Genomic DNA, 18,419 nt, shown 5'->3' with positions numbered 1-18,419 from the left:
CCCCGCCGTTGTTTGGTTGGGGGGGGGGGGGGGGGGGGGGGGGGGGGGGGGGGGGGGGGGGGGGGGGGGGGCCCCCCCCCCCCCCCCCCCGCCAGCGGGTGGTTCGGGTTACCGGTTGCCGGAGCGTCCGGTGGTGCTGCTCGGCGTGGCCGTCCCCCCAGAGGCCTTGCCGTTCTTCGCCGTGCCCTTGTTATCAGCGGTCACGCCCTTGCCGGGCACCGGGGTCCCGCTACCGGGCACCAGGGACGGCGCCGGCTTGCGGGTGGTGTCGCTCGGGCCCACCGGCACCGGGGTGGCGACGCCCTGCGGGACGACCTTCTTGTCCGCCGGCACCGCGGCCGGGACGGACTTGGCCGCGACGCTCGGCGCCACGGCGGCCGGGGCGGCCGGCGCGGACGGGAGCTGCAGGGTGACGTTGCTCTGCAGGGTGCCCGGGGACACCCAGCCGGAGAGCGTACCGGCGTAGGACGAACCGAACGCGGTCGATCCGATGACCAGCTTCTGAGAAGTGCCGGTCGGCATGGTGGCCTGGACCTGAACGCCGGACGGCGCGCTGACCGTCACGGTGTTGCCGACCCGGTAGGCGGTGACCTTGCCGGCGGCGACGGCCGCGTTCCAGGCCGCGCGCTTCTGGAACTCCTGGCCGATCTCCTTCTCGCCGAGGTTGACGATCGGGGCGTTGTCGGCGTGCAGCGACCGGTAGGTGCCGAGGATCTTCTCCAGGACCGGGTAGAGGATCTTGTCCTCGGACAGGTTCGACTGGTGGATGAAGTGCGGCCGCGGGTCGTTGCTCAGCACGTGGCCGAGGTCGATCCGGGCCTCCAGCGGCACGATGTACGACTGGAAACCGGTGTTGACGTCCAGCGGCGCCGGCAGGCAGGTCGAGTTGGCGTTGTTCTCGCAGACGCCGCTGCCGCCGTTGGCCTTGCTGGTGTAGATCCAGTTGTACTCGTCGGCCTCCTCCTTCGCCGTCCCGGCGTTGTAGAAGACGTTCATCGGGTACCGCGGCACGGTCAGCGTGGACGAGCCGACGGCCCGCTGGGCGGGCTCGCGGGAGGCGTCGCTGCCGGTGAACTTGATCCCGTTGGCGGCCAGCGCCGGGGCCAGGTACGGGTTGTCGCTGGTCTCCTGCGGGGCGGTCAGCAGACCGGAGTGCTCACCGGTGACCAGGACCTGCGGGTCGGCCTTCAGGCCGTTCGCGGTGGCCCAGTCGAAGTTGTTCTTGATCTGGGTGGAGATGGTGTTCTGGTCGGTCCAGACCGTGCCGCCGGAGGCGTTCTTGGTGCAGACCCACGGCACCACCGAGACGTCCTGGACGCAGCCCAGGTACGGATGGGTGTAGGTGTGGTTGACCCAGCGGTAGCTGTTCTGGTCGGCGATCATCTGAGTTGCCGTGGGGTCCACGGTGGTCTCGTGGTCGGCCTTCCAGTCCTCGCTGCCGCCACCGTTGAACACCATGTCCAGGGTGAAGTTGTTGGCGGTCTGCCACTGCTTGAGGTACTGCGCGTCCGCCTGGGTCATCCGGATCGGGTTGGCGGTGTCCGGGGTGCCGGGCGGGCAGGTGACGTCACCGGGCGTGCACTTCAGCGAGGTGTCCCAGCGGTCGTCGGCCAGGAAGACGTCGTCCACGTGCGCCGCGAAGTAGTTGCGGTCGTAGCCGAGGTGGACGCCCTGGGTGATCCAGTCGACCATGCCGCGGGCCAGCAGGCGGTACTGCTGCTGGTACTGGTTGTAGACGAAGGTGACGACCAGTTCCTTGCGGCCGTCGTGGGTGTACTCGCCGACCAGCGACCCGCGCGAGGTGGTGCTGGGTATCGCGGCGTCGACCAGCGGGACGAAGGAGGCGCCGGCCGGGAGGCTCGCGAGCGGGGTGGCCAGGTAGCCGTAGCTCTCGCTGACGTTCGGGTCGTTGTCCTCGAACGGGACGCTGCCCTTGAGGTACCCGAACGGGCCCGAAGTTCCGGCCGCGGTGGTGGCTCCCTGGAATCCGTCGAGAGTGCCGACGAATCCGGGATTCTGGGCGTAGTTCAGCCCCACCGCCGGGCTGGCCCACGTGTACGCGTCGATCTGGCGGACGTTGAAAGCGGCTTCGTAGCTCGCGATGGCCGTCATCTCGGCGGCGCTGTTGGGGAAGGGGTTTTCGTTGGGCAGCACGATGCCCTGGAACTTCCCCCGGGGCTGCCCGTTCACCGTGTCGCTCAGGAAAGCCGAGTTGATGACGGGACGGTTGGGGTCATTGAGGCTGACGACCTTGTACGGGGTGCCCTGGCTCTTCAGTTCGGCGGTGATGGCGGCGACCGAGGGGCCACCGTCGTCGACGACCAGGATGGTGAGGTCGATCCTGGGCGGCGTGGTGTCGCCGTAGGCCAGGGTGGACTGCAGGCCGCTGGCCAGCAGAACTGCCGCCGCACACGCGGCGACTCTTCGGGTCGCTCGACCCATGGTGATCCTCCCCTTGGGACAGGCGCCGCGCTGCTCGGCGCTCGCCTACCCGTGTAGCTGTTCGCGGGCAGCAGGCTGCCCGGGGCCCATCCTGGTCGAGGGTCGGCCGTGCGAGGGACCAAAAGGGCGAGAGTGCAGCGAACCTGTTACCAACGTTCATGGCGATGCCATGAAGGCGCTGATTGTGACCGGAACTGTACCGGTGGCGCAAATAATGAATTGAAAATGAAAAACCGGAAGCTGAGCGCTACACCTGGTTACCGACGGTATGGCCCTGTGGGGCGGGCGGGGCACCTACACTGTCGTCGTTGCGCATGACACTCTCGCACATCTCGCCGGTCCATTGGGCAGGTTCATGCAATATCGGGCACGGCTGTGCCATGTGACAGTCCGAATATGCAATGGAGGCGTCCGCGTGACCGATCAGCAGATGGAGTCCGGTGGAATCGGGGGCCCTCGGAATTGGGCGCCGGAACCGGAAGGAACGGAGCTGGTCGGGCGCAGTCTCGGCCTGCGATGGGCCGTCAATGCCCGTGATCTGGGCGGTTACCGGGCCGCTGACGGGCGGAAGTTGCGACGCGGAGTGGCCCTGCGCAGCGATGGCCTGAACCATGTCACCGCCGAGGACCTTGGCCCGCTCGGCGCGCTGGGACTGCGCCGGGTGGTGGACCTGCGCAGCGCGGACGAGGTCCGCGACGCCGGCCCGGACCGGCTGCCCGACGGCGTGACGATGCACCATCTCCCGTTGCAGGCAACGGACTTCGACATCTACCTGATGATCAGGGACGCGCTGGGCGACAGCAGCCCGCAGCGGCAGCGCGCCCTGCTCGGCGAGGGCCGGGCGGGCGCGATGATGACCGGCCTCTACCGCTGGTTCGTCACGGACCCGGTGGCGCGCGAGCGCTTCGCCGCCCTGCTGCGCCTGCTGGCCGCCCCGGAGGGCACGCCGCTGCTGTTCCACTGCTCGGCCGGAAAGGACCGCACGGGCTGGGCCGCCGCGCTCCTGCTGACCGCCCTCGGGGTGGACCGCGAGACCGTCCTCGCCGACTACCTGCTCACCAACGAGCGCTCGGCCCCGGTCGTCGACCGGGTCCTGGCCGACCTCGCCGCCCGCGGCCTGATGCGCGAGCCCGAGCTGCTCCTGCCGGTCTTCCGGGCCGACCGCGACTACCTGGACGCGGCCTTCGCGGAGGTCGAGGCCGGATGGGGCGGCTTCGACCCGTTCTGGTGGGAGGGGCTCGGGCTGGACGACGACGTGCTGACCGGACTGCGCGTCAACCTGCTGGACGGCGGAGGACGCTGACCGGGCGGCTCAGCCCTCGCTGATCAGCCCCTCGCGGAGCTGGGTGAGCGTGCGGGTGAGCAGCCGGGAGACGTGCATCTGTGAGATCCCGATCTCCTCGCCGATCTGCGACTGGGTGAGGTTGCCGAAGAAGCGCAGCATGATGATCCGGCGCTCGCGCGGCGGCAGCTTGGCCAGCAGCGGCTTCAGCGACTCCCGGTACTCCACGCCCTCCAGCGCGAGGTCCTCGTAGCCCAGCCGGTCGGCCAGCGGCCCGTCGCTGTCCTCCTCGCCGGAGCCGGAGTCGAGCGAGCTGGCGGTGTACGCGTTGCCGACCGCGAGGCCCTCGACCACGTCCTCCTCGCTGACGCCCAGGCAGACGGCCAGCTCGGCGACGGTGGGGGAGCGGTCCAGCCGCTGGGACAGCTCGTCGCCGGCCTTGGTGAGGGCCAGCCGCAGCTCCTGGAGCCGCCGCGGCACCCGGACCGACCAGCTGGTGTCCCGGAAGAAGCGCTTGATCTCGCCGACCACGGTCGGCATCGCGAAGGTGGGGAACTCCACCCCGCGCTCCGGGTCGAAGCGGTCGATCGCCTTGATCAGGCCGATGGTGCCGACCTGGACGATGTCCTCCATCGGCTCGTTGCGGCTGCGGAAACGCGCCGAGGCGTACCGGACCAGCGGCAGGTTGAGCTCGATCAGGGTGTCGCGGACGTAGGTGTGCTCGTCGCTGCCGGGCTCCAGCGCGGCCAGCCGCAGGAACAGCGAGCGGGAGAGCGTCCGGGTGTCCAGCCCGGCGCCGGGCGGCGTCACCGGTGCCGTGTCCGGACCGGGCGGTGCCACCGGCGCCGCGTCGGGGCCGGGCGGCCCGGCCGGTTCGACCCGCTGCCGCGGGACCAGGTCCTCGGCGACGGCCGTGCCGCGGGCCTGACCAGCGTGGATCTCCGCAGTGCCCAGCTCTCCGGACATGCACCCACCCCCTCGTGACTGACACTTGAACGGGGGCCCTCGCACGGAGGTTCCCGGCAGGGCCCTCCCCCTCCATACCGGAACACGGTGCACGGCAAACCCGAACGTCGCAAGATGTCACGCGGGGGTAACGCGCTGCAATCTCACTCTTCCCATGAGTTGCCGGTCCGGAGCCGGGTGAGGATCCGCGAGAGCAGCCGTGAGACGTGCATCTGGGACATCCCCAGTTCGGTGCTGATCTGGGACTGGGTGAGGTTGGCGAAGAACCGCAGCATCACGATCCGGCGCTCCCGCTCGGGGAGTTGGACCAGCAGGTGGCGGACCATGTCGCGGTGCTCGACCTCGGCCAGCGCGGAGTCCTCGTAGCCGAGCCGGTCGAGCAGGGCGAGCCCGCCCTCGTGCTCCTGGGCGGCCTCCAGGGAGGCCGCGTTGTACGCCCGCCCGGCGTCCAGGCAGGCCCGGACGTCCTCCTCGGGGATCCGCAGGCTGGCGGCGATCTCCGGGACCTTGGGCACCCGTCCGTGCAGCACCGTCAGCTCCTCCATGGCGCCGCTGACCTGGACCCACAGCTCCTGGAGCCGGCGCGGCACGTGCATGGTGCGGACGTTGTCCCGGAAGTAGCGCTTGATCTCGCCCAGGATGGTCGGCAGCGCGTAGGTGGGGAACTGGACGCCGCGGCCGGGGTCGAAGCGGTCGATCGCGTTGATCAGGCCGATGGTGCCGACCTGGACGACGTCCTCCATCGGCTCGCTGCGGCTGCGGAAGCGGGTGGCCGCGTAGCGGACCAGCGGGATGTTCACCTCGATCAGGGCGGCCCGGACCCGCTCCCGCTCGGGGGCGTCCGGGGGCAGCTCGGAGAGCCGCTCGAACAGCACTCGGGTCAGCGTCCGGACGTCCACGACGGGCCTTCCGCCGGGGCCGCGCAGGCCGTCCGGGCGGAGCTCGCCGGCCGGGCTGATGATCGCAGCCAGCACCTCGTCCACGGACACGTCACCCCTCCCAAAGTCGACAACGGCGGGCCCTGCGGATCGGGTGTCGCGGCTGGTTCATCACCTGGCCATGTCCGGCAAAACCGGTCATAGCATCACAAGGTGGGCACAGGTCGGGCAAGCACCCGGTGGAGGTGTGTTGGTGGGGCGTTCAACCTTCGCGGGGGCCGCCGGTGAGCTGCGGCACGGGTCGTTCCGGGACGGAGCAAGGCGCCCCGTCCGGAGGCCGGACGGGGCGCTGCGGTCCGTCCGGGGGAAAGTCGCGGGACGGACTCGGGGCGGCCGGGGGGCCGGCCGGGTGGTCTGCCGGGTCCGGCCGGGCGTGACCGGGCCGGACGGGGGCTCAGACCTCGATGTCGGCGATCACCCAGGTCGCGAACTCGCGCCACTGGCCGGCTGCGGCCTGGTGGGCCGGGTGGGTCAGGTAGGCCTGCAGGGCGTCGCGGTCCTCGACCAGGCTGTTGATGGCGTAGTCGTGGGCGATGTCGCGCTCGGTGGTGTTCCAGCCGCACTCCCACTCGCGCAGCTCGGGGATGACCGCGCCGAGTTCGGAGAACGCCTTGGCGCCGGCGAGCGCGCGCTCGTCGTCCTTGCTGACGCCTTCGTTGAGCTTGAACAGGACCAGGTGCCGGATCACGATTGCCGCTCCTCGCGGACGGGGGCTGGGGGTCCCGCCCACCGTAGCCGGTGGGCCGGGGCCGGCGGACGGCCGTCCGCCGGCCGGGCGGTGGCCACCCGGCCGGGCCGGACTACTTGATCAGCCCGGTCATGAAGGTGCCGACCGCCTTGGCCGCGTTCGAGATGCCCTCGAACCCCAGCTGGACGAGCTCGGCGGACCGGGCCGGCGACGTGATGATCGAGTAGAGCACGAAGACGAGCAGGAGGACCATGCCGATCTTCTTCGCCTGCGCCATCGGGTGACCTTCCTCCCAGCGGTGGGCCGCCGTCATCCGGTCCCCGAGCGGCCTGCAGGGGGCAGCTTATCCACCCGGACGGGCTATCAAGTGTGCGACGCGTTCGGCCGGCGGGACGAAGGTCCCCGCGAGTGGGGCCTTTCTCCGGGTGCCCGGCCGGGAACCGGGCGGCAGGATGGATGACGTACCGAGGATCTGGCAGGAATCCCCGGTGCGTGGATCCGGAGCTCCCCGCTGTGGGACCGGCTGCCGCGGCTTCCCCCCGACGCGGCGCCGGTTGTGGGACTCCGCAGGGGGAGCGGTCAGTCCCCCCGAGCCGCTCCCCCCTCCAGGCTCCGTACGGACCGGGCACCGGTGGTCATCGGCCCGGGGTACGGAGCCCTTTCCGCGTCCGAGGGTGCGCGGAAACGCCGAGGGCCCGTCCGGATCGGACGGGCCCTCGGGCTTTCTGGCGGTAGCGGTGGGATTCGAACCCACGGTGGAGTTGCCCCCACACACGCTTTCGAGGCGTGCTCCTTTGGCCGCTCGGACACGCTACCGAGGGGAACTCTACCGGACGGGTGGCTCGGGGACGAAATCCGTATCGGGACGGCCGTCGGCGGGGCTGCGGGCGGCGGGGCTGCGGGCGGGGTTCAGCGGTGGGTGTCGAAGAACGCCCGCAGCTGCTCGCCGCACTCCTCGGCGAGGACGCCCCAGATCACCTCGGGGCGGTGGTTGAGCCGGCGGTCGCGCATCACGTCGAAGAGCGAGCCGGCCGCGCCGGCCTTCTCGTCGAGGGCGCCGTAGACCACCCGGTCGATCCGGGAGAGCACGATGGCGCCGGCGCACATCGTGCACGGCTCCAGCGTGACGACCAGGGTGCAGCCGGAGAGCCGCCACTCCCCGACCGCCGCGGCCGCCTGTCGGATCGCCACCACCTCGGCGTGCGCGGTCGGGTCGCCCACCGCCTCGCGCTCGTTGTGGCCGCGCCCGATCACTTCGCCGTCCGGGCCCAGGACGAGCGCCCCGACCGGGACGTCCCCGGTGGTCGGCGCCAGGGCGGCCTCGGCGATGGCGAGGCGCATCGGCGCCGCCCAGCGGTCGCGGACCGGGTCGGGGCGGACGGGGGCGGGCAGCGGGGGGACGAGCGGGACGGTCTGCGCGGTGGATGCGGGCTGCATGGCATCCAGTGTCGGGTATCCCGCCGCCCTACCGGACGGCCTCCAGGACCTCGCCGCAGCCCAGGGCCTCCGCGATCTCCTCCAGGGCGTCGCCCGGCACCGCGCCCTCGCCGCTGAGGGCGAGCAGCGCGTCGGAGGCCAGGCCGAACTCGGTGAGCAGGTGCGCGTCGCCGAGCGGGCCGACCGGGACCCCGCCGTTCGGCGCGGCGTCCTCGTTGTCCTGGTCCTGCGTCTCCTCGTCCTCGTCCAGCAGGTGGTCCAGGTCGCCGAACTCGCTCTCGCCGGCCTGGTCGACCAGCTCGTCGGTGAGGACGGAGCCGTAGGAGCTGCGGGCGGCGGCGGCGCCGTCCGACACGAAGATCCGGGGGTCGTCCTCGCCGTCCACGCGGACGACGGCGAACCAGGAGTCCTCCTGTTCGATGAAGATCAGGACGCTGTCGTCGTCCTGCGCGGAGTCGCGGGCCAGGTCGGTCAGATCGGCCAGGGTTTCGACGTCGTCGAGTTCCGTCTCGCTCACATCCCACCCGTCCTCGGTGCGAGCAAGCACTGCAGCGAAGTACGCCACCAGGGACACTCCCAAGATCATCGGTCTCGGCTGTCGGCGCGCTCGGGCAACGCGGAAATCTGGCCGCCCCCGCGCCAGAGGCGGTCCGCTCTTCGGACCGTCCCATCGGAATCGTGACAGAAAGCCCGCCCTTGCGGGGGGTGTTCGGCAGCGCGTCTTTGCAGGTCGTGTCGGAAGGGCCGGGCGGCGGAGGGCGAACCCGCGCGGGGACGGTCCGAAGGCGGTCGAAATTTGCTCCGAGCGCCCGTCGGGACCGGCGGCGGCCCGCTCCGGACCCCGGCCGGGGGCCCGTCAGATCCGGAAGGTTCGCATCCGCATCGCCTCGCGCATCCGCCGTTCCTTGGTCCGTCGCGGCTGGACCCGCTCCCGGAGTTCGCGCGCCTCGGTGAGCTCGCGCAGGAAGACGGCCCGCCGCTTGCGGCGCTCCGCCTCGGTCTCCGGAGGGTCGTCCGGCGGGCCCGGGCGCGGGCCCGCCCCGCCGCCGGGCTCGTCCGCCGAGCCGTCCCCGGCCTTCGGGTTGCTCGTCATAAGACGTGACATTCCCAGAACGGCCCGGTTGATACCACAGCAGACGCTTCCGTCCGGACATTCACCCGTTGTCACGGCGTGTCACGGCCGTGTCACCCGGTCCGGCGCCCGGGTCGGGCACGGCGTGTCGTACAGGCGTCCAGACCCGGGCTAACCTCGGTACATGCGTCTCCACGTCGTCGACCACCCCCTGGTCGCCCACAAGCTCTCCACCCTGCGCGACGAGCGCACCGACTCGCCGACCTTCCGTCGCCTGACCGACGAGCTGGTGACCCTCCTCGCCTACGAGGCCACCCGGGACGTCCGCACCGACGAGGTGGAGATCACCACGCCCGTGGCGGTCACGCTCGGTACCCGGCTCAGCTACCCGCGCCCGCTGGTCGTCCCGATCCTGCGGGCCGGCCTCGGCATGCTGGACGGGATGACCCGGCTGCTGCCGACCGCCGAGGTGGGCTTCCTCGGCATGGTCCGCAACGAGGAGACCCTGGAGGCCTCCACGTACGCGACCCGGATGCCGGACGACCTCTCCGGCCGCCAGGTCTACGTGCTCGACCCGATGCTGGCCACCGGCGGCACCCTGGTCGCCGCGATCAAGATGCTGATCGAGCGCGGCGCCACCGACGTCACCGCCGTGGTGCTGCTGGCCGCCCCCGAGGGCGTCGAGGTGATGCGGCGGGAGCTGGCGGACCTGCCGGTCACCGTGGTCACCGCCGCGCTGGACGAGCGGCTCAACGAGAACGGCTACATCGTCCCCGGCCTCGGCGACGCGGGCGACCGGCTGTACGGCACCGCGGGCTGAGAACCCGCGGAGAACGACGAAGGGCCCTCCGGCGCGTTGCCGGAGGGCCCTTCCGTTCGTCCCGGGTGTTCCGTCGTCCGGGTGTCGTCCGGGGTGTCAGCAGCTGCCGCTCGCGGTCGGGGTGGGGGACGGCTTGGTGGCGAGGGCGAGCGCGGCGGCCGCCTGGGTCTCGTCCAGCAGGGCGTTGTAGCTGTCGCCGATCACGAAGTCCACGCTGGTGTCGGTCCGGGCGTCGGCGGTGACGGTGGCCCCGGCGATCTGCGAGCCGACCAGGGTGCCGGCTCCGGCGCCGGTCGGGCCGGCGATCACCTGGGCGGTGCCGGGCACCTTCTTGTCCAGCTCGGCCGGGGCGTTGCCGACCTTGCCGATGGTGAAGCCGCGCTTCTTGAACTCCTCGGCCGTCCGCCCGGCCAGGCCGGCCTTGGTGGTGGCGTTGTAGATGTTCACCGTGACCGCGGCGGCCTGCGGGACGGCGTGCGGGTCGCCCTGGGCGGCGGGTGCGCCGGAGGCGGCGGGGGCGCCCGGGGTGGCGCCCGCCGTCGGGGCGGCCAGCGGCTTGCCGGACGGGGCCGCGCACGCCTGGGCGGAGGAGTTCTTGTTCTTGCCCGTGAAGATGTCGTACAGCTGGACGCCGCCGAGGGCGATCAGGGCCAGGGTGAGCAGGCCGACGAGCGCGGCGATCACCTTGCGGCTCTTCTTCGGGGGCCGGCCCAGCCGTGGGTAGGAGTTGCCGGTGATGCGGTACTGCTTCCCCTTGAGGCCTTGGGGAGTCAACATGCTCATGGTTTGTCTCCCCCTCGTACCGGGGCGGGGTCGGGATGACGGGTCGGCCGGGCAGGAGCTCCCCCGGTGCGGGCGGATCCCCTGGTCGCAGCCGTAGTCAGCAGCGTAGTGCCGTACAGCTGTGAAGGTACTAAACGATCATCATTTGGAGTACCCCGGTACCCGAACGGGGGTACCGGGGTACGCGTGGACCGCCCGCCGCCGGGGTCGGCGAGGGGGCGGTCCGGAAGTCCGCAGGGGTGCGACCCGCCCGGTGCGGGCGGTCCGTCGCTCCGTTTCGGTCCGTCACTCCATTTCGAGGACACGGGCGTGCAGCACCTGGCGCTGCTGCAGCGCGGCCCGTACGGCCCGGTGCAGTCCGTCCTCCAGGTAGAGGTCGCCGTGCCACTTCACCACGTGGGCGAAGAGGTCCCCGTAGAAGGTCGAGTCCTCGGCCAGCAGGGTTTCGAGGTCGAGTTGGCCCTTGGTGGTCACCAGCTGGTCGAGCCGCACCGGACGCGGGGCGACGTCAGCCCACTGTCGGGTGCTCGTCCGGCCGTGATCCGGGTACGGCCGCCCATTGCCGATGCGCTTGAAGATCACACGGAAAGCCTACCGTTTGGGCGGCGAATGGCGCAGCAGCCGCGACGCCGCCACGCGCGTCGGCGTGAACTGCGCGTGGACGAATGCGGTTGTTTGATGGGAAATGTCGCGAACATCGCCCGGAGACCGATGTGGCTCCGATTCCGATGCCGATGCGTTCCGATGCGTTCCGAAGCGTTCCGAAGCGTTCCGATCCGCCCAGGAGTGTGCACCGATGTCCTCCGCCCCCACCCCGCAGGCCGTCCGGGAGATCGCCGACGGGTACGCCTTCACCGGGCCCGCCCTCGACCTCGGTGCGGTGCTGCTGGACGGCACCGCCTACCCGGACGCCCAGGTGCGCATCCCGCTGGGCGTGCTCAACCGGCACGGACTGGTCGCCGGGGCCACCGGCACCGGCAAGACCAAGACCCTCCAGCTGATCGCCGAACAGCTTTCCGGGCAGGGCGTGCCGGTCTTCCTGGCCGACATCAAGGGGGACGTCTCCGGTGTCGCCGCGCCCGGCGTGCCGAGCGAGCGCACCGGCGCCCGGGCCGCCGAGGTCGGGCAGCAGTGGACGGCCCGGGGCTGCCCCGCCGAGTTCTACTCGCTCGGCGGACAGGGCGAGGGCATCCCGGTCCGGGCCACCGTCACCAGCTTCGGGCCGCTGCTGCTGTCCAAGGTCCTCGACCTGAACGAGACCCAGGAGTCCTCGCTCGGCCTGGTGTTCCACTACGCCGACGGCAAGGGCCTGGAGCTTTACGACCTCAAGGACCTGACCGCGGTGATCGCCTTCCTCGCCTCGCCCGAGGGCAAGGAGGAGCTGAGGACCATCGGCGGGCTCTCGGCGGCCACCGCCGGGGTGATCCTGCGCGCGCTCACCGTGCTGGAGAACGAGGGCGCCGGGGCGTTCTTCGGCGAGCCCGAGTTCGACACCGCCGAACTGCTGCGGACCACACCGGAGGGCGGGGGCGTGGTCTCGGTGCTGGAGCTGCCCGCGGTGCAGGACCGGCCGCGGCTGTTCTCCACCTTCCTGATGTGGCTGCTCGCCGACCTCTACCAGGAGCTGCCCGAGGTCGGCGACCTCGACAAGCCCAAGCTGGTGTTCTTCTTCGACGAGGCGCACCTGCTGTTCAAGGGCGCCTCCAAGGCCTTCCTGGAGGCGATCACCCAGACCGTGCGGCTGATCCGGTCCAAGGGCATCGGCATCTTCTTCGTGACCCAGACGCCGCGGGACGTCCCGTCCGACGTGCTGGCGCAGTTGGGCAACCGGGTGCAGCACGCGCTGCGCGCCTTCACGCCGGACGACGCCAAGGCGCTCAAGGCCACCGTCTCGACCTTCCCGCGCTCCTCGTACGACCTCGGCGCGGTGCTGACCTCGCTCGGCACCGGCGAGGCGGTGGTGACCGTCCTGTCCGAGAAGGGTGCGCCGACGCCCGTCGCGGCGACCAGGCTGCGGGCACCGCAGTCGCTGATGGGGCCGATCGAGGCGGGGGCGCTGCGGGCGGTCGTGGACGCCTCTGCGCTGACGGCGCGCTACCGGGACGCGATCGACCGGGAATCGGCGTACGAGAAGCTGGCGGCGCGGGCGCCCCGGCCGGAGGCGGTTCCGACGGAGCCGGGCACCCCGGGGCAGGGGCCGGAGCCGGCCCCGGAGCGGCGGGAGCCCCGGCCGGCGGAGAAGGAGGGCGTCGGCGGTCTGCTCGGGTCGCTGCTGAGCAATCCGACGGTGAAGACCTTCGCGCGCTCGGCCGGGCGGCAGCTCGGGCAGGAGATCTCCCGCAGCCTGTTCGGGACGTCCAAGCGGCGGCGGTGAGGCCCAGCCGGAGCGGGTGGCGGTGAGGCTCAGCCGGAGCGGGCGGCGGTGAGGCTCAGCCGGAGAGGGCCGCGCCGATCCGGTCGAGGGAGGACAGGCGCATCAGGCCGTAGTGGTAGAACTCGACCTCGGGGACGCCGAGTTCGCGCAGGACGGTGATCTTGGCGGCGAGGTTCTCCGGGCCGTCGCAGTCGGAGGACATCGGGCGCAGGATCACCGCCAGGTCCTGCGGGCGGACGCCGTGCAGGGCGAAGGCGGCGATCTTCTCCCGGACCGCCTCCGGGGTCCGGGCGTAGCCGAGCGTCTCGATCCCGTCGGCGGCCTTCGCGAGGGCGGGCAGGTCGATCCCGGAGAGCCAGCCCTTGCCGGGGCCGCCGCCGTCCATGAAGCTCAGCCGCATGCCGTGGCGGCGGGCCTGCTCGGACAGCTCGGCGGCCAGCGAGGTGACGGTGGCGGCGGAGGCGTCCACGTACGCGGCGAAGGCGCCGTCGGCGAGGGCGGTCAGGTCGGCGGGCTCGGTGGCGGCGGACTCGTCGGCCAGGCGGCGGCGCACTTCGGTGCGGACGGCCCCGGACACCTCCTCGGCGGGGACGCCCGCGGCGGTGGCGGCGGCGCGGCAGTGCGGACAGAAGCAGACCCCGAGCAGGGCCTCGGTGACCGGGCCCAGCTCCTCGAAGTAGCGCTCGTGGTGGTGGCCGTGGCGCAGTCCGTGGAAGTGCAGCGACTCGGCGCGGACGGCGTCCACGCCGTACCGGGCCAGTTCGGCGACCAGGGTCAGCGCGTACGCCCGGACCTCGGGGTTCGCCGGGCAGAGCTCGGTGAGGTGGCGGTCGCCGAAGGCGTTGGCCGGGGCACAGTCGGGGTGGACGAAGCCCAGCCGGTCGTTGTGGCAGAACACCGTCCAGGCGTGCAGCTTCAGGCCGCGGCGGCGGGCCTCGTCGGCGGCCTCGGCGAAGGGGTCGCGGTCGCCGATGGCGGTGGACGGCGCGGGCGCCAGGCGCCGGCCCCGCCAGGCCGCCGGGTCGGGGCGGAAGTACGCCGCGCCCGGCTCCAGGTGGCGGACCACCCGGTGGGGGTTGTGCGGGAAGACGTCGCGGGCCTCGTGGTAGACCGAGGCGAGGGTGACGCCGCCGACCCCGGCGCGGTCGGTGAGGTTGCCGAAGAAGGTGTCGGGGCCCTCGTCGAGCAGGTCGGTGGCGAAGGCGAGGACGGACGACTCCACGGTGCGGCTCCGGGGCTGGGGGCTGGTGCGCCGTTCACGCTAGCCGCAGGGGTGGAATTGGTCTATACCTGGCGGTCCGAGTGGGCTACAGGCCCAGATCGTCCAGCTCCTTGAGCAGGGCGGCGTTGGGGCTGCCCGGGGCGGTGCCGGCCGGCCCGGCGGCGGCCCTCGGCCCGGCGGAGGGCGCGGGCACCGGCCCCGGCCCGGCCGGGGCGACCGGGCGCGGGACGCGGTTGCGGAAGATCCAGGCGCCGGCCAGGCCGCCGATCAGACCGCCGAGGTGCGCGGACCAGCTGATCCCCGGGGCGACGCCCGGCAGCGCGGCGGTGACCATGTAGGCGAAGGAGGCGCCGAGGACGACGCCGATCAGGGTGTCGACCAGGTTGCGGTCGAAGACCCCGCGCAGCACCACGTAGCCGAAGTAGCCGAACACCACGCCGCTGGCCCCGGCGCCGACCGAGTTCGGACTGTCGAAGACCCAGGCCGTCAGCTCGCTGGTCAGCGCGACCAGCAGGGTCAGACCGAGGAACTTCCTGACGCCGCGGTAGGCCGCCAGGAAGCCGAAGACGAACAGCGGCCCCGAGTTGGCCTCCAGGTGGGCCCAGTTCCAGTGCAGGAAGGGCGCGGTGACGATGTTCGGCAGCCGGCTCACGTCCTGCGGGACGACGCCGAACCGCCGGCCGAGGTCGTAGTCGTCCATCCAGTTCACCAGCTGGATCAGCCAGATCGCCGCCAGGACCCCGACCATGGTGAAGAGCGCGCGACGGGCGTCCGCGATCATCGTGGCGGGGTCGAGCGCGGTCGTCGCGGGGCTGCGGTCGTTCGAGGCCATGACCCCGACTGTAGGGGCGCCGGGATCGGACGTGCACCCCATTACAGTGACCGGTGTCATTCCCGTCGCGAGAGGTGACCACCCATGAGCAAGCGTCCGCCGCTGCCGTACGAGTTCCTGCCGCAGGTGCCGTCCTTCGAACTGAGCAGCCAGGACATCGCCGAAGGCGGCACACTGGCCGCGGAGTTCATCCACGCCGGCGGCAACCTCTCGCCGCAGCTGGCCTGGTCGGGCCTGCCGGAGGGCACCAGGAGCATCGCCGTGACCTGCTACGACCCGGACGCGCCCACCGGCTCCGGCTGGTGGCACTGGCTCGCCCTCGGCCTGCCCGCCGACACCGCCGGACTGCCGCGCGGCGCCGGCTCCTCGGACGACGACCTGCCGGGCGCGGCCTCCTTCCACGGCCGCAACGATTTCCCGGGCACCAAGTACGACGGCGCCGCCCCGCCGCCCGGTGCCCCGCACCGCTACGTCTTCGCCGTGCACGCCCTGGACGTGGAGAAGCTGGACGTCACCGCCGACACCCCGGCGGCGCAGATCGGCTTCCACCTCACCTTCCACACCCTCGGCCGCGCGCTGCTGACCGCCGAGTACGGGGTCTGAGGTCCGCTACCGGCATCGGGCCGGACGGGGAACCGGCCGTCCTCCGGTAGCCCGACGGCGAGCCGGTCCGGTCCGGTGCGGTCCGGTGCGGTCCGGTGCGAGCGGGAGGGCGGCGACGGTTGCCGGGTGGTCCGCCGGGAGCGGGTCGGCGCCTCGGCGCCCTCGGCGCTCCCGGCGCCCTCGGGGAGCTCGGGGAGCTCGACCGGGGGCGGGCGTACGGCCGGGACGGCGTGCTGCGGTTTTCGGCCGGGCAGCGGCTGGTACCCGGCCGGGGCATGGGACAGGGGACACCCGGTCGGGGCCTGGGACCGGGGCCGGGTCCGGGGCGGCCGGGGCGGGGCTGCCGGCCGGGGCCGGGGGTCAGTCGGCCGGGCCCGCCGCGTGGGCGGCGCGCGCGGCCAGCCGCCGGAGGTGCTCGCGCAGCTGCGGCGGCTCGTGCACCTCGAAGGCGCGGTCCAGGGACAGCAGCCGCATCGCCGTCCACTCCAGCGAGTCGGAGCGCGAGCGCAGCCGGCAGCTGTGTTCGTCGAGCGGTTCGATCTCGGAGTCGCCCGGTTTGAAGCGCTGCCGGACCAGTTCGGCCGGGGCGTGCACGGTGGCGACCACGGTGCCGCTCGGCGAGGGGCGGCGCAGCTTGCCCGCCACGTACGCGGCGGCGTCCTCGGCGGGCAGCGGGCGCGGGGTGAAGCGGGCGCCGGTGGCGAAGGGCTCGCTCAGCCGGTCGACCCGGAACAGCCGCCAGTCCGCGCGGTCCAGGTCGTAGCCGACGAGGTACCAGCGGCGGCCGACCGAGACCAGCCGCTCGGGTTCGACGAGTCGCCTGGTGCCGGTGCCGTCGTAGGAGCGGTAGGCGAAGCGCACCCGTTCGTGGTTGGTGACGGCGCCGGCGAGCAGGGTGAGGTCCTCCGGGTCGACGGTCGGGCCGTCCCCGGTGAGCAGCGGCACGGTCGCGGTGTTGAGCGCGCCGACCCGGTGCCGGAGCCGGCCGGGCAGTACCTGGAGCAGTTTGCCGAGGGCCCGGACCGAGGCCTCCTCGATGCCGACCACCGCGTGCCCGGCGCCCGCCCGCAGCCCGACCGCGATGGCCACGGCCTCCTCGTCGTCCAGCAGCAGCGGTGGCATCGCGGTGCCCGCGACCAGCCGGTAGCCGCCGACCGCGCCCATGGTGGCCTGCACCGGGTAGCCGAGGTCGCGCAGCCGGTCGATGTCGCGCCGGATCGTCCGGGGGCTGACGCCCAGTCGCTCGGCGAGCTCGCTGCCGGGCCACTCCCGCGGGGTCTGGAGCAGGGACAGCAGGCCGAGCAGGCGGGCGGGGGTGTCGGTCATGCCGTCCAGCATGCCGGATGAACTGGGACAGGAACTGACCTATATGCCCCTTAGCGTCGGGGACGTCGAGAAGCGGGAAGTGCGAGCAGTCGAGGAGTACGGAATGAGCGCGGCGGGAGCCGATAGGCGGAGGTGGATCGCGCTGGCGATCGTGATGGTGGCCTCCTTCATGGACCTGGTGGACGTCACCATCGTCAACATCGCCATCCCCAGCATCCAGGCGGACACCGGCGCGTCCTTCAGCGCCGTGCAGTGGGTCACCGGCGGGTACGCGCTGGCCTTCGCGATCGGGCTGATCACCGGCGGGCGGCTGGGCGACATCCACGGCCGCAAGCGGCTGTTCCTGATCGGGATCGGCGGCTTCACCGTGGCGTCCGCGCTCTGCGGGCTGGCCTCCGGGCCGGAGATGCTGGTCGCGACCCGGCTGCTGCAGGGCGGGACGGCGGCCCTGATGGTGCCGCAGGTGCTGTCGATCATCCACGCGACCTTCCCGGCGGAGGAGCGCGGCAAGGTGTTCGGCATGTTCGGTGCGGTGGTCGGCCTGGGCGCCGTCTCCGGTCCGATGATCGGTGCGCTGCTGACCGAGTGGGACGTGTTCGGCCTGGCCTGGCGACCGATCTTCCTGATCAACCTGCCGGTCGGCATCGCCGGCCTGCTCCTCGGCCGCCGCTTCATCGACGAGTCGAAGGCCGACCAGGCCCTGAAGCTCGACCTGGTGGGCGTGCTCCTGGCCAGCCTCGGCCTGCTGATGCTGATCTACCCGCTGACGCACGGGCGGGAGGCCGGCTGGCCGCTCTGGGGGTACCTGTCGATGGCCGGGAGCCTGCCGGTGTTCGCCCTGTTCGTGGCCTACGAGAAGGTCAAGACGCGGCGGGACGGCTCGCCGCTGGTCGAGCTGGCGCTGTTCCGGGTGAAGTCCTTCGCGGCCGGCATCTGCGTGCAGCTGGCCTTCGGCGTGGCGCTCGGCATCTTCTTCCTGGTCTGGACCCTCTACATGCAGGTGGGCCTGGGCTGGAGCCCGCTCAAGGCCGGCGCGACCGGCATCCCGTTCTCGATCGCGGTCTCCACGGCGGCCGGGCTCTCGGTGCAGAAGCTGGTGCCGCGGTTCGGACGCAAGGTGCTGCAGACCGGCGCGCTGGTGATGGCGGCGGGCGTGCTCACCTACGTCTGGGAGGCCGACCGGTACGGGACGGCGATCGCGCCCTGGCAGATGGCGCTGCCGCTGGTCGTGATGGGCCTCGGGATGGGACTGATCGTCGCGCCGATCACGGACGCGGTGCTGGCGGAGGTGCCGCGCGAGCACGCCGGTTCGGCCTCCGGGCTGATCAACACCGTGCAGCAGGTGGGGAACGCGCTCGGACTCGGGCTGGTCTCGGTGGCCTTCTTCGGGGCGATGGACGACGTGGTCGCGCCCGAGGCGGTCGGGACGGCGTTCGGCGGGGCCTTCGTGCACGCGCTGTGGTGGGTCGCGGGGGTGCTGCTGGCGGTGTTCCTGCTGATGTTCGCGCTGCCGCGGAAGCGCGGTGCGGCGGTCGGGGCCGCCACCGAGGACGCGGCGCCGGAGCCGGAGTCCGTCCTGGTATGTCGGTCCGGGTCCTACGGGGCGGGATCGTAGGGTCCGTTGGGACGCAGGG

The 18,419-nt window shown here is 72.3% G+C and carries 18 protein-coding genes and 1 tRNA gene; 5 read left to right on the top strand and 14 right to left on the bottom strand.

The genetic code is table 11. From position 1 onward, the window contains the following. Positions 1-108: 108 nt before the first annotated feature. A complete protein-coding gene (locus ACFV04_RS34245; protein ID WP_380534783.1) occupies positions 109-2,442 on the bottom strand; it encodes a hypothetical protein in 2,334 nt (777 codons plus the stop codon). A gap of 268 nt (positions 2,443-2,710) precedes the next feature. Between ACFV04_RS34245 and ACFV04_RS34240 the strand changes: the two genes are divergently transcribed. Beyond that, on the top strand, positions 2,711-3,745 hold the full coding sequence (locus tag ACFV04_RS34240; RefSeq protein ID WP_380534781.1) for a tyrosine-protein phosphatase: 1,035 nt from the start codon (positions 2,711-2,713) through the stop codon (positions 3,743-3,745). A gap of 9 nt (positions 3,746-3,754) precedes the next feature. Here the strand turns inward: ACFV04_RS34240 and ACFV04_RS34235 are convergent, their stop codons facing one another. The 8 genes from ACFV04_RS34235 to ACFV04_RS34200 all read right to left on the bottom strand — a co-directional run bounded on the left by ACFV04_RS34235 (position 3,755) and on the right by ACFV04_RS34200 (position 8,846). Continuing rightward, positions 3,755-4,690 carry an RNA polymerase sigma factor SigF gene (locus tag ACFV04_RS34235; RefSeq protein ID WP_380336836.1) on the bottom strand — a complete coding sequence of 312 codons (936 nt, stop codon included), beginning with the start codon at positions 4,688-4,690 and terminating at the stop codon, positions 3,755-3,757. Between the two features lie 143 nt (positions 4,691-4,833). Further along, positions 4,834-5,673, bottom strand: coding sequence for an RNA polymerase sigma factor SigF (locus ACFV04_RS34230; protein ID WP_380534790.1), 840 nt, complete (start codon positions 5,671-5,673; stop codon positions 4,834-4,836). Positions 5,674-6,022: 349 nt separating this feature from the next. Further along, complete coding sequence (locus ACFV04_RS34225) at positions 6,023-6,316, bottom strand: Dabb family protein (protein WP_360253769.1); 294 nt, start codon at positions 6,314-6,316, stop codon at positions 6,023-6,025. 112 nt (positions 6,317-6,428) lie between these two features. Next, positions 6,429-6,593: a hypothetical protein gene (locus ACFV04_RS34220; protein WP_350519723.1), complete on the bottom strand. Its 165-nt coding sequence runs from the start codon at positions 6,591-6,593 to the stop codon at positions 6,429-6,431. A gap of 449 nt (positions 6,594-7,042) precedes the next feature. Beyond that, positions 7,043-7,132 (bottom strand) — tRNA-Ser (locus ACFV04_RS34215). A 93-nt stretch (positions 7,133-7,225) separates the two neighbouring features. After that, complete coding sequence (gene tadA / locus ACFV04_RS34210; protein ID WP_380534778.1) at positions 7,226-7,753, bottom strand: tRNA adenosine(34) deaminase TadA; 528 nt, start codon at positions 7,751-7,753, stop codon at positions 7,226-7,228. Between the two features lie 28 nt (positions 7,754-7,781). Continuing rightward, positions 7,782-8,339: a tRNA adenosine deaminase-associated protein gene (locus ACFV04_RS34205; RefSeq protein WP_360253765.1), complete on the bottom strand. Its 558-nt coding sequence runs from the start codon at positions 8,337-8,339 to the stop codon at positions 7,782-7,784. 270 nt (positions 8,340-8,609) lie between these two features. Further along, positions 8,610-8,846, bottom strand: coding sequence for a hypothetical protein (locus ACFV04_RS34200; protein WP_360253763.1), 237 nt, complete (start codon positions 8,844-8,846; stop codon positions 8,610-8,612). A gap of 163 nt (positions 8,847-9,009) precedes the next feature. Between ACFV04_RS34200 and upp the strand changes: the two genes are divergently transcribed. Continuing rightward, positions 9,010-9,645 (top strand): uracil phosphoribosyltransferase, encoded by a 636-nt coding sequence (gene upp / locus ACFV04_RS34195; protein ID WP_350506235.1) that lies wholly within the window; start codon positions 9,010-9,012, stop codon positions 9,643-9,645. Positions 9,646-9,741: 96 nt separating this feature from the next. On the opposite strand, the gene ACFV04_RS34190 is transcribed toward upp, so the two are convergent. Both ACFV04_RS34190 and ACFV04_RS34185 read right to left on the bottom strand, forming a co-directional pair. Beyond that, complete coding sequence (locus ACFV04_RS34190) at positions 9,742-10,428, bottom strand: LytR C-terminal domain-containing protein (RefSeq protein ID WP_380336828.1); 687 nt, start codon at positions 10,426-10,428, stop codon at positions 9,742-9,744. A 285-nt stretch (positions 10,429-10,713) separates the two neighbouring features. Further along, positions 10,714-11,010, bottom strand: a complete 297-nt coding sequence (locus ACFV04_RS34185; RefSeq protein ID WP_030061387.1) for a type II toxin-antitoxin system VapB family antitoxin — start codon at positions 11,008-11,010, stop codon at positions 10,714-10,716. A 214-nt stretch (positions 11,011-11,224) separates the two neighbouring features. On the opposite strand from ACFV04_RS34185, the gene ACFV04_RS34180 reads away from it, so the two are divergent. Continuing rightward, positions 11,225-12,802 (top strand): helicase HerA-like domain-containing protein, encoded by a 1,578-nt coding sequence (locus tag ACFV04_RS34180; RefSeq protein WP_380534775.1) that lies wholly within the window; start codon positions 11,225-11,227, stop codon positions 12,800-12,802. 55 nt (positions 12,803-12,857) lie between these two features. Here ACFV04_RS34180 and ACFV04_RS34175 read toward each other — a convergent pair whose 3' ends face one another. Both ACFV04_RS34175 and ACFV04_RS34170 read right to left on the bottom strand, forming a co-directional pair. Then, entirely contained in the window at positions 12,858-14,024 is a 1,167-nt protein-coding gene (locus ACFV04_RS34175) for a hypothetical protein (RefSeq protein ID WP_380534773.1), read from the bottom strand. An 85-nt stretch (positions 14,025-14,109) separates the two neighbouring features. Next, positions 14,110-14,856, bottom strand: a complete 747-nt coding sequence (locus ACFV04_RS34170; RefSeq protein ID WP_380336821.1) for a rhomboid family intramembrane serine protease — start codon at positions 14,854-14,856, stop codon at positions 14,110-14,112. An 84-nt stretch (positions 14,857-14,940) separates the two neighbouring features. On the opposite strand from ACFV04_RS34170, the gene ACFV04_RS34165 reads away from it, so the two are divergent. Next, positions 14,941-15,459 carry a YbhB/YbcL family Raf kinase inhibitor-like protein gene (locus ACFV04_RS34165; protein ID WP_360253753.1) on the top strand — a complete coding sequence of 173 codons (519 nt, stop codon included), beginning with the start codon at positions 14,941-14,943 and terminating at the stop codon, positions 15,457-15,459. A 360-nt stretch (positions 15,460-15,819) separates the two neighbouring features. Here the strand turns inward: ACFV04_RS34165 and ACFV04_RS34160 are convergent, their stop codons facing one another. Beyond that, on the bottom strand, positions 15,820-16,785 hold the full coding sequence (locus tag ACFV04_RS34160) for a YafY family protein (RefSeq protein ID WP_360253751.1): 966 nt from the start codon (positions 16,783-16,785) through the stop codon (positions 15,820-15,822). A gap of 103 nt (positions 16,786-16,888) precedes the next feature. Between ACFV04_RS34160 and ACFV04_RS34155 the strand changes: the two genes are divergently transcribed. After that, complete coding sequence (locus ACFV04_RS34155) at positions 16,889-18,400, top strand: MFS transporter (RefSeq protein ID WP_380534770.1); 1,512 nt, start codon at positions 16,889-16,891, stop codon at positions 18,398-18,400. Positions 18,401-18,419 lie beyond the last annotated feature (19 nt).

It is taken from the genome of Kitasatospora sp. NPDC059599 (assembly GCF_042735125.1).
Taxonomy (GTDB): Bacteria; Actinomycetota; Actinomycetes; order Streptomycetales; family Streptomycetaceae; genus Kitasatospora.
This window is presented reverse-complemented; position numbering and strand designations above follow the sequence as displayed.

Excerpts from the sequence above, each read along its gene's own strand:
- ACFV04_RS34245 (WP_380534783.1), bottom strand. The coding sequence starts at position 2,442 with ATGGGTCGAGCGACCCGAAGAGTCGCCGCGTGTGCGGCGGCAGTTCTG.
- ACFV04_RS34155 (WP_380534770.1), top strand. The coding sequence starts at position 16,889 with ATGAGCGCGGCGGGAGCCGATAGGCGGAGGTGGATCGCGCTGGCGATC.
- ACFV04_RS34165 (WP_360253753.1), top strand. The coding sequence starts at position 14,941 with ATGAGCAAGCGTCCGCCGCTGCCGTACGAGTTCCTGCCGCAGGTGCCG.
- ACFV04_RS34205 (WP_360253765.1), bottom strand. The coding sequence starts at position 8,339 with ATGATCTTGGGAGTGTCCCTGGTGGCGTACTTCGCTGCAGTGCTTGCT.
- ACFV04_RS34240 (WP_380534781.1), top strand. The coding sequence starts at position 2,711 with ATGGCCCTGTGGGGCGGGCGGGGCACCTACACTGTCGTCGTTGCGCAT.
- upp (WP_350506235.1), top strand. The coding sequence starts at position 9,010 with ATGCGTCTCCACGTCGTCGACCACCCCCTGGTCGCCCACAAGCTCTCC.
- ACFV04_RS34160 (WP_360253751.1), bottom strand. The coding sequence starts at position 16,785 with ATGACCGACACCCCCGCCCGCCTGCTCGGCCTGCTGTCCCTGCTCCAG.
- ACFV04_RS34190 (WP_380336828.1), bottom strand. The coding sequence starts at position 10,428 with ATGAGCATGTTGACTCCCCAAGGCCTCAAGGGGAAGCAGTACCGCATC.
- ACFV04_RS34170 (WP_380336821.1), bottom strand. The coding sequence starts at position 14,856 with ATGGCCTCGAACGACCGCAGCCCCGCGACGACCGCGCTCGACCCCGCC.
- ACFV04_RS34200 (WP_360253763.1), bottom strand. The coding sequence starts at position 8,846 with ATGACGAGCAACCCGAAGGCCGGGGACGGCTCGGCGGACGAGCCCGGC.
- ACFV04_RS34235 (WP_380336836.1), bottom strand. The coding sequence starts at position 4,690 with ATGTCCGGAGAGCTGGGCACTGCGGAGATCCACGCTGGTCAGGCCCGC.
- ACFV04_RS34220 (WP_350519723.1), bottom strand. The coding sequence starts at position 6,593 with ATGGCGCAGGCGAAGAAGATCGGCATGGTCCTCCTGCTCGTCTTCGTG.
- tadA (WP_380534778.1), bottom strand. The coding sequence starts at position 7,753 with ATGCAGCCCGCATCCACCGCGCAGACCGTCCCGCTCGTCCCCCCGCTG.
- ACFV04_RS34180 (WP_380534775.1), top strand. The coding sequence starts at position 11,225 with ATGTCCTCCGCCCCCACCCCGCAGGCCGTCCGGGAGATCGCCGACGGG.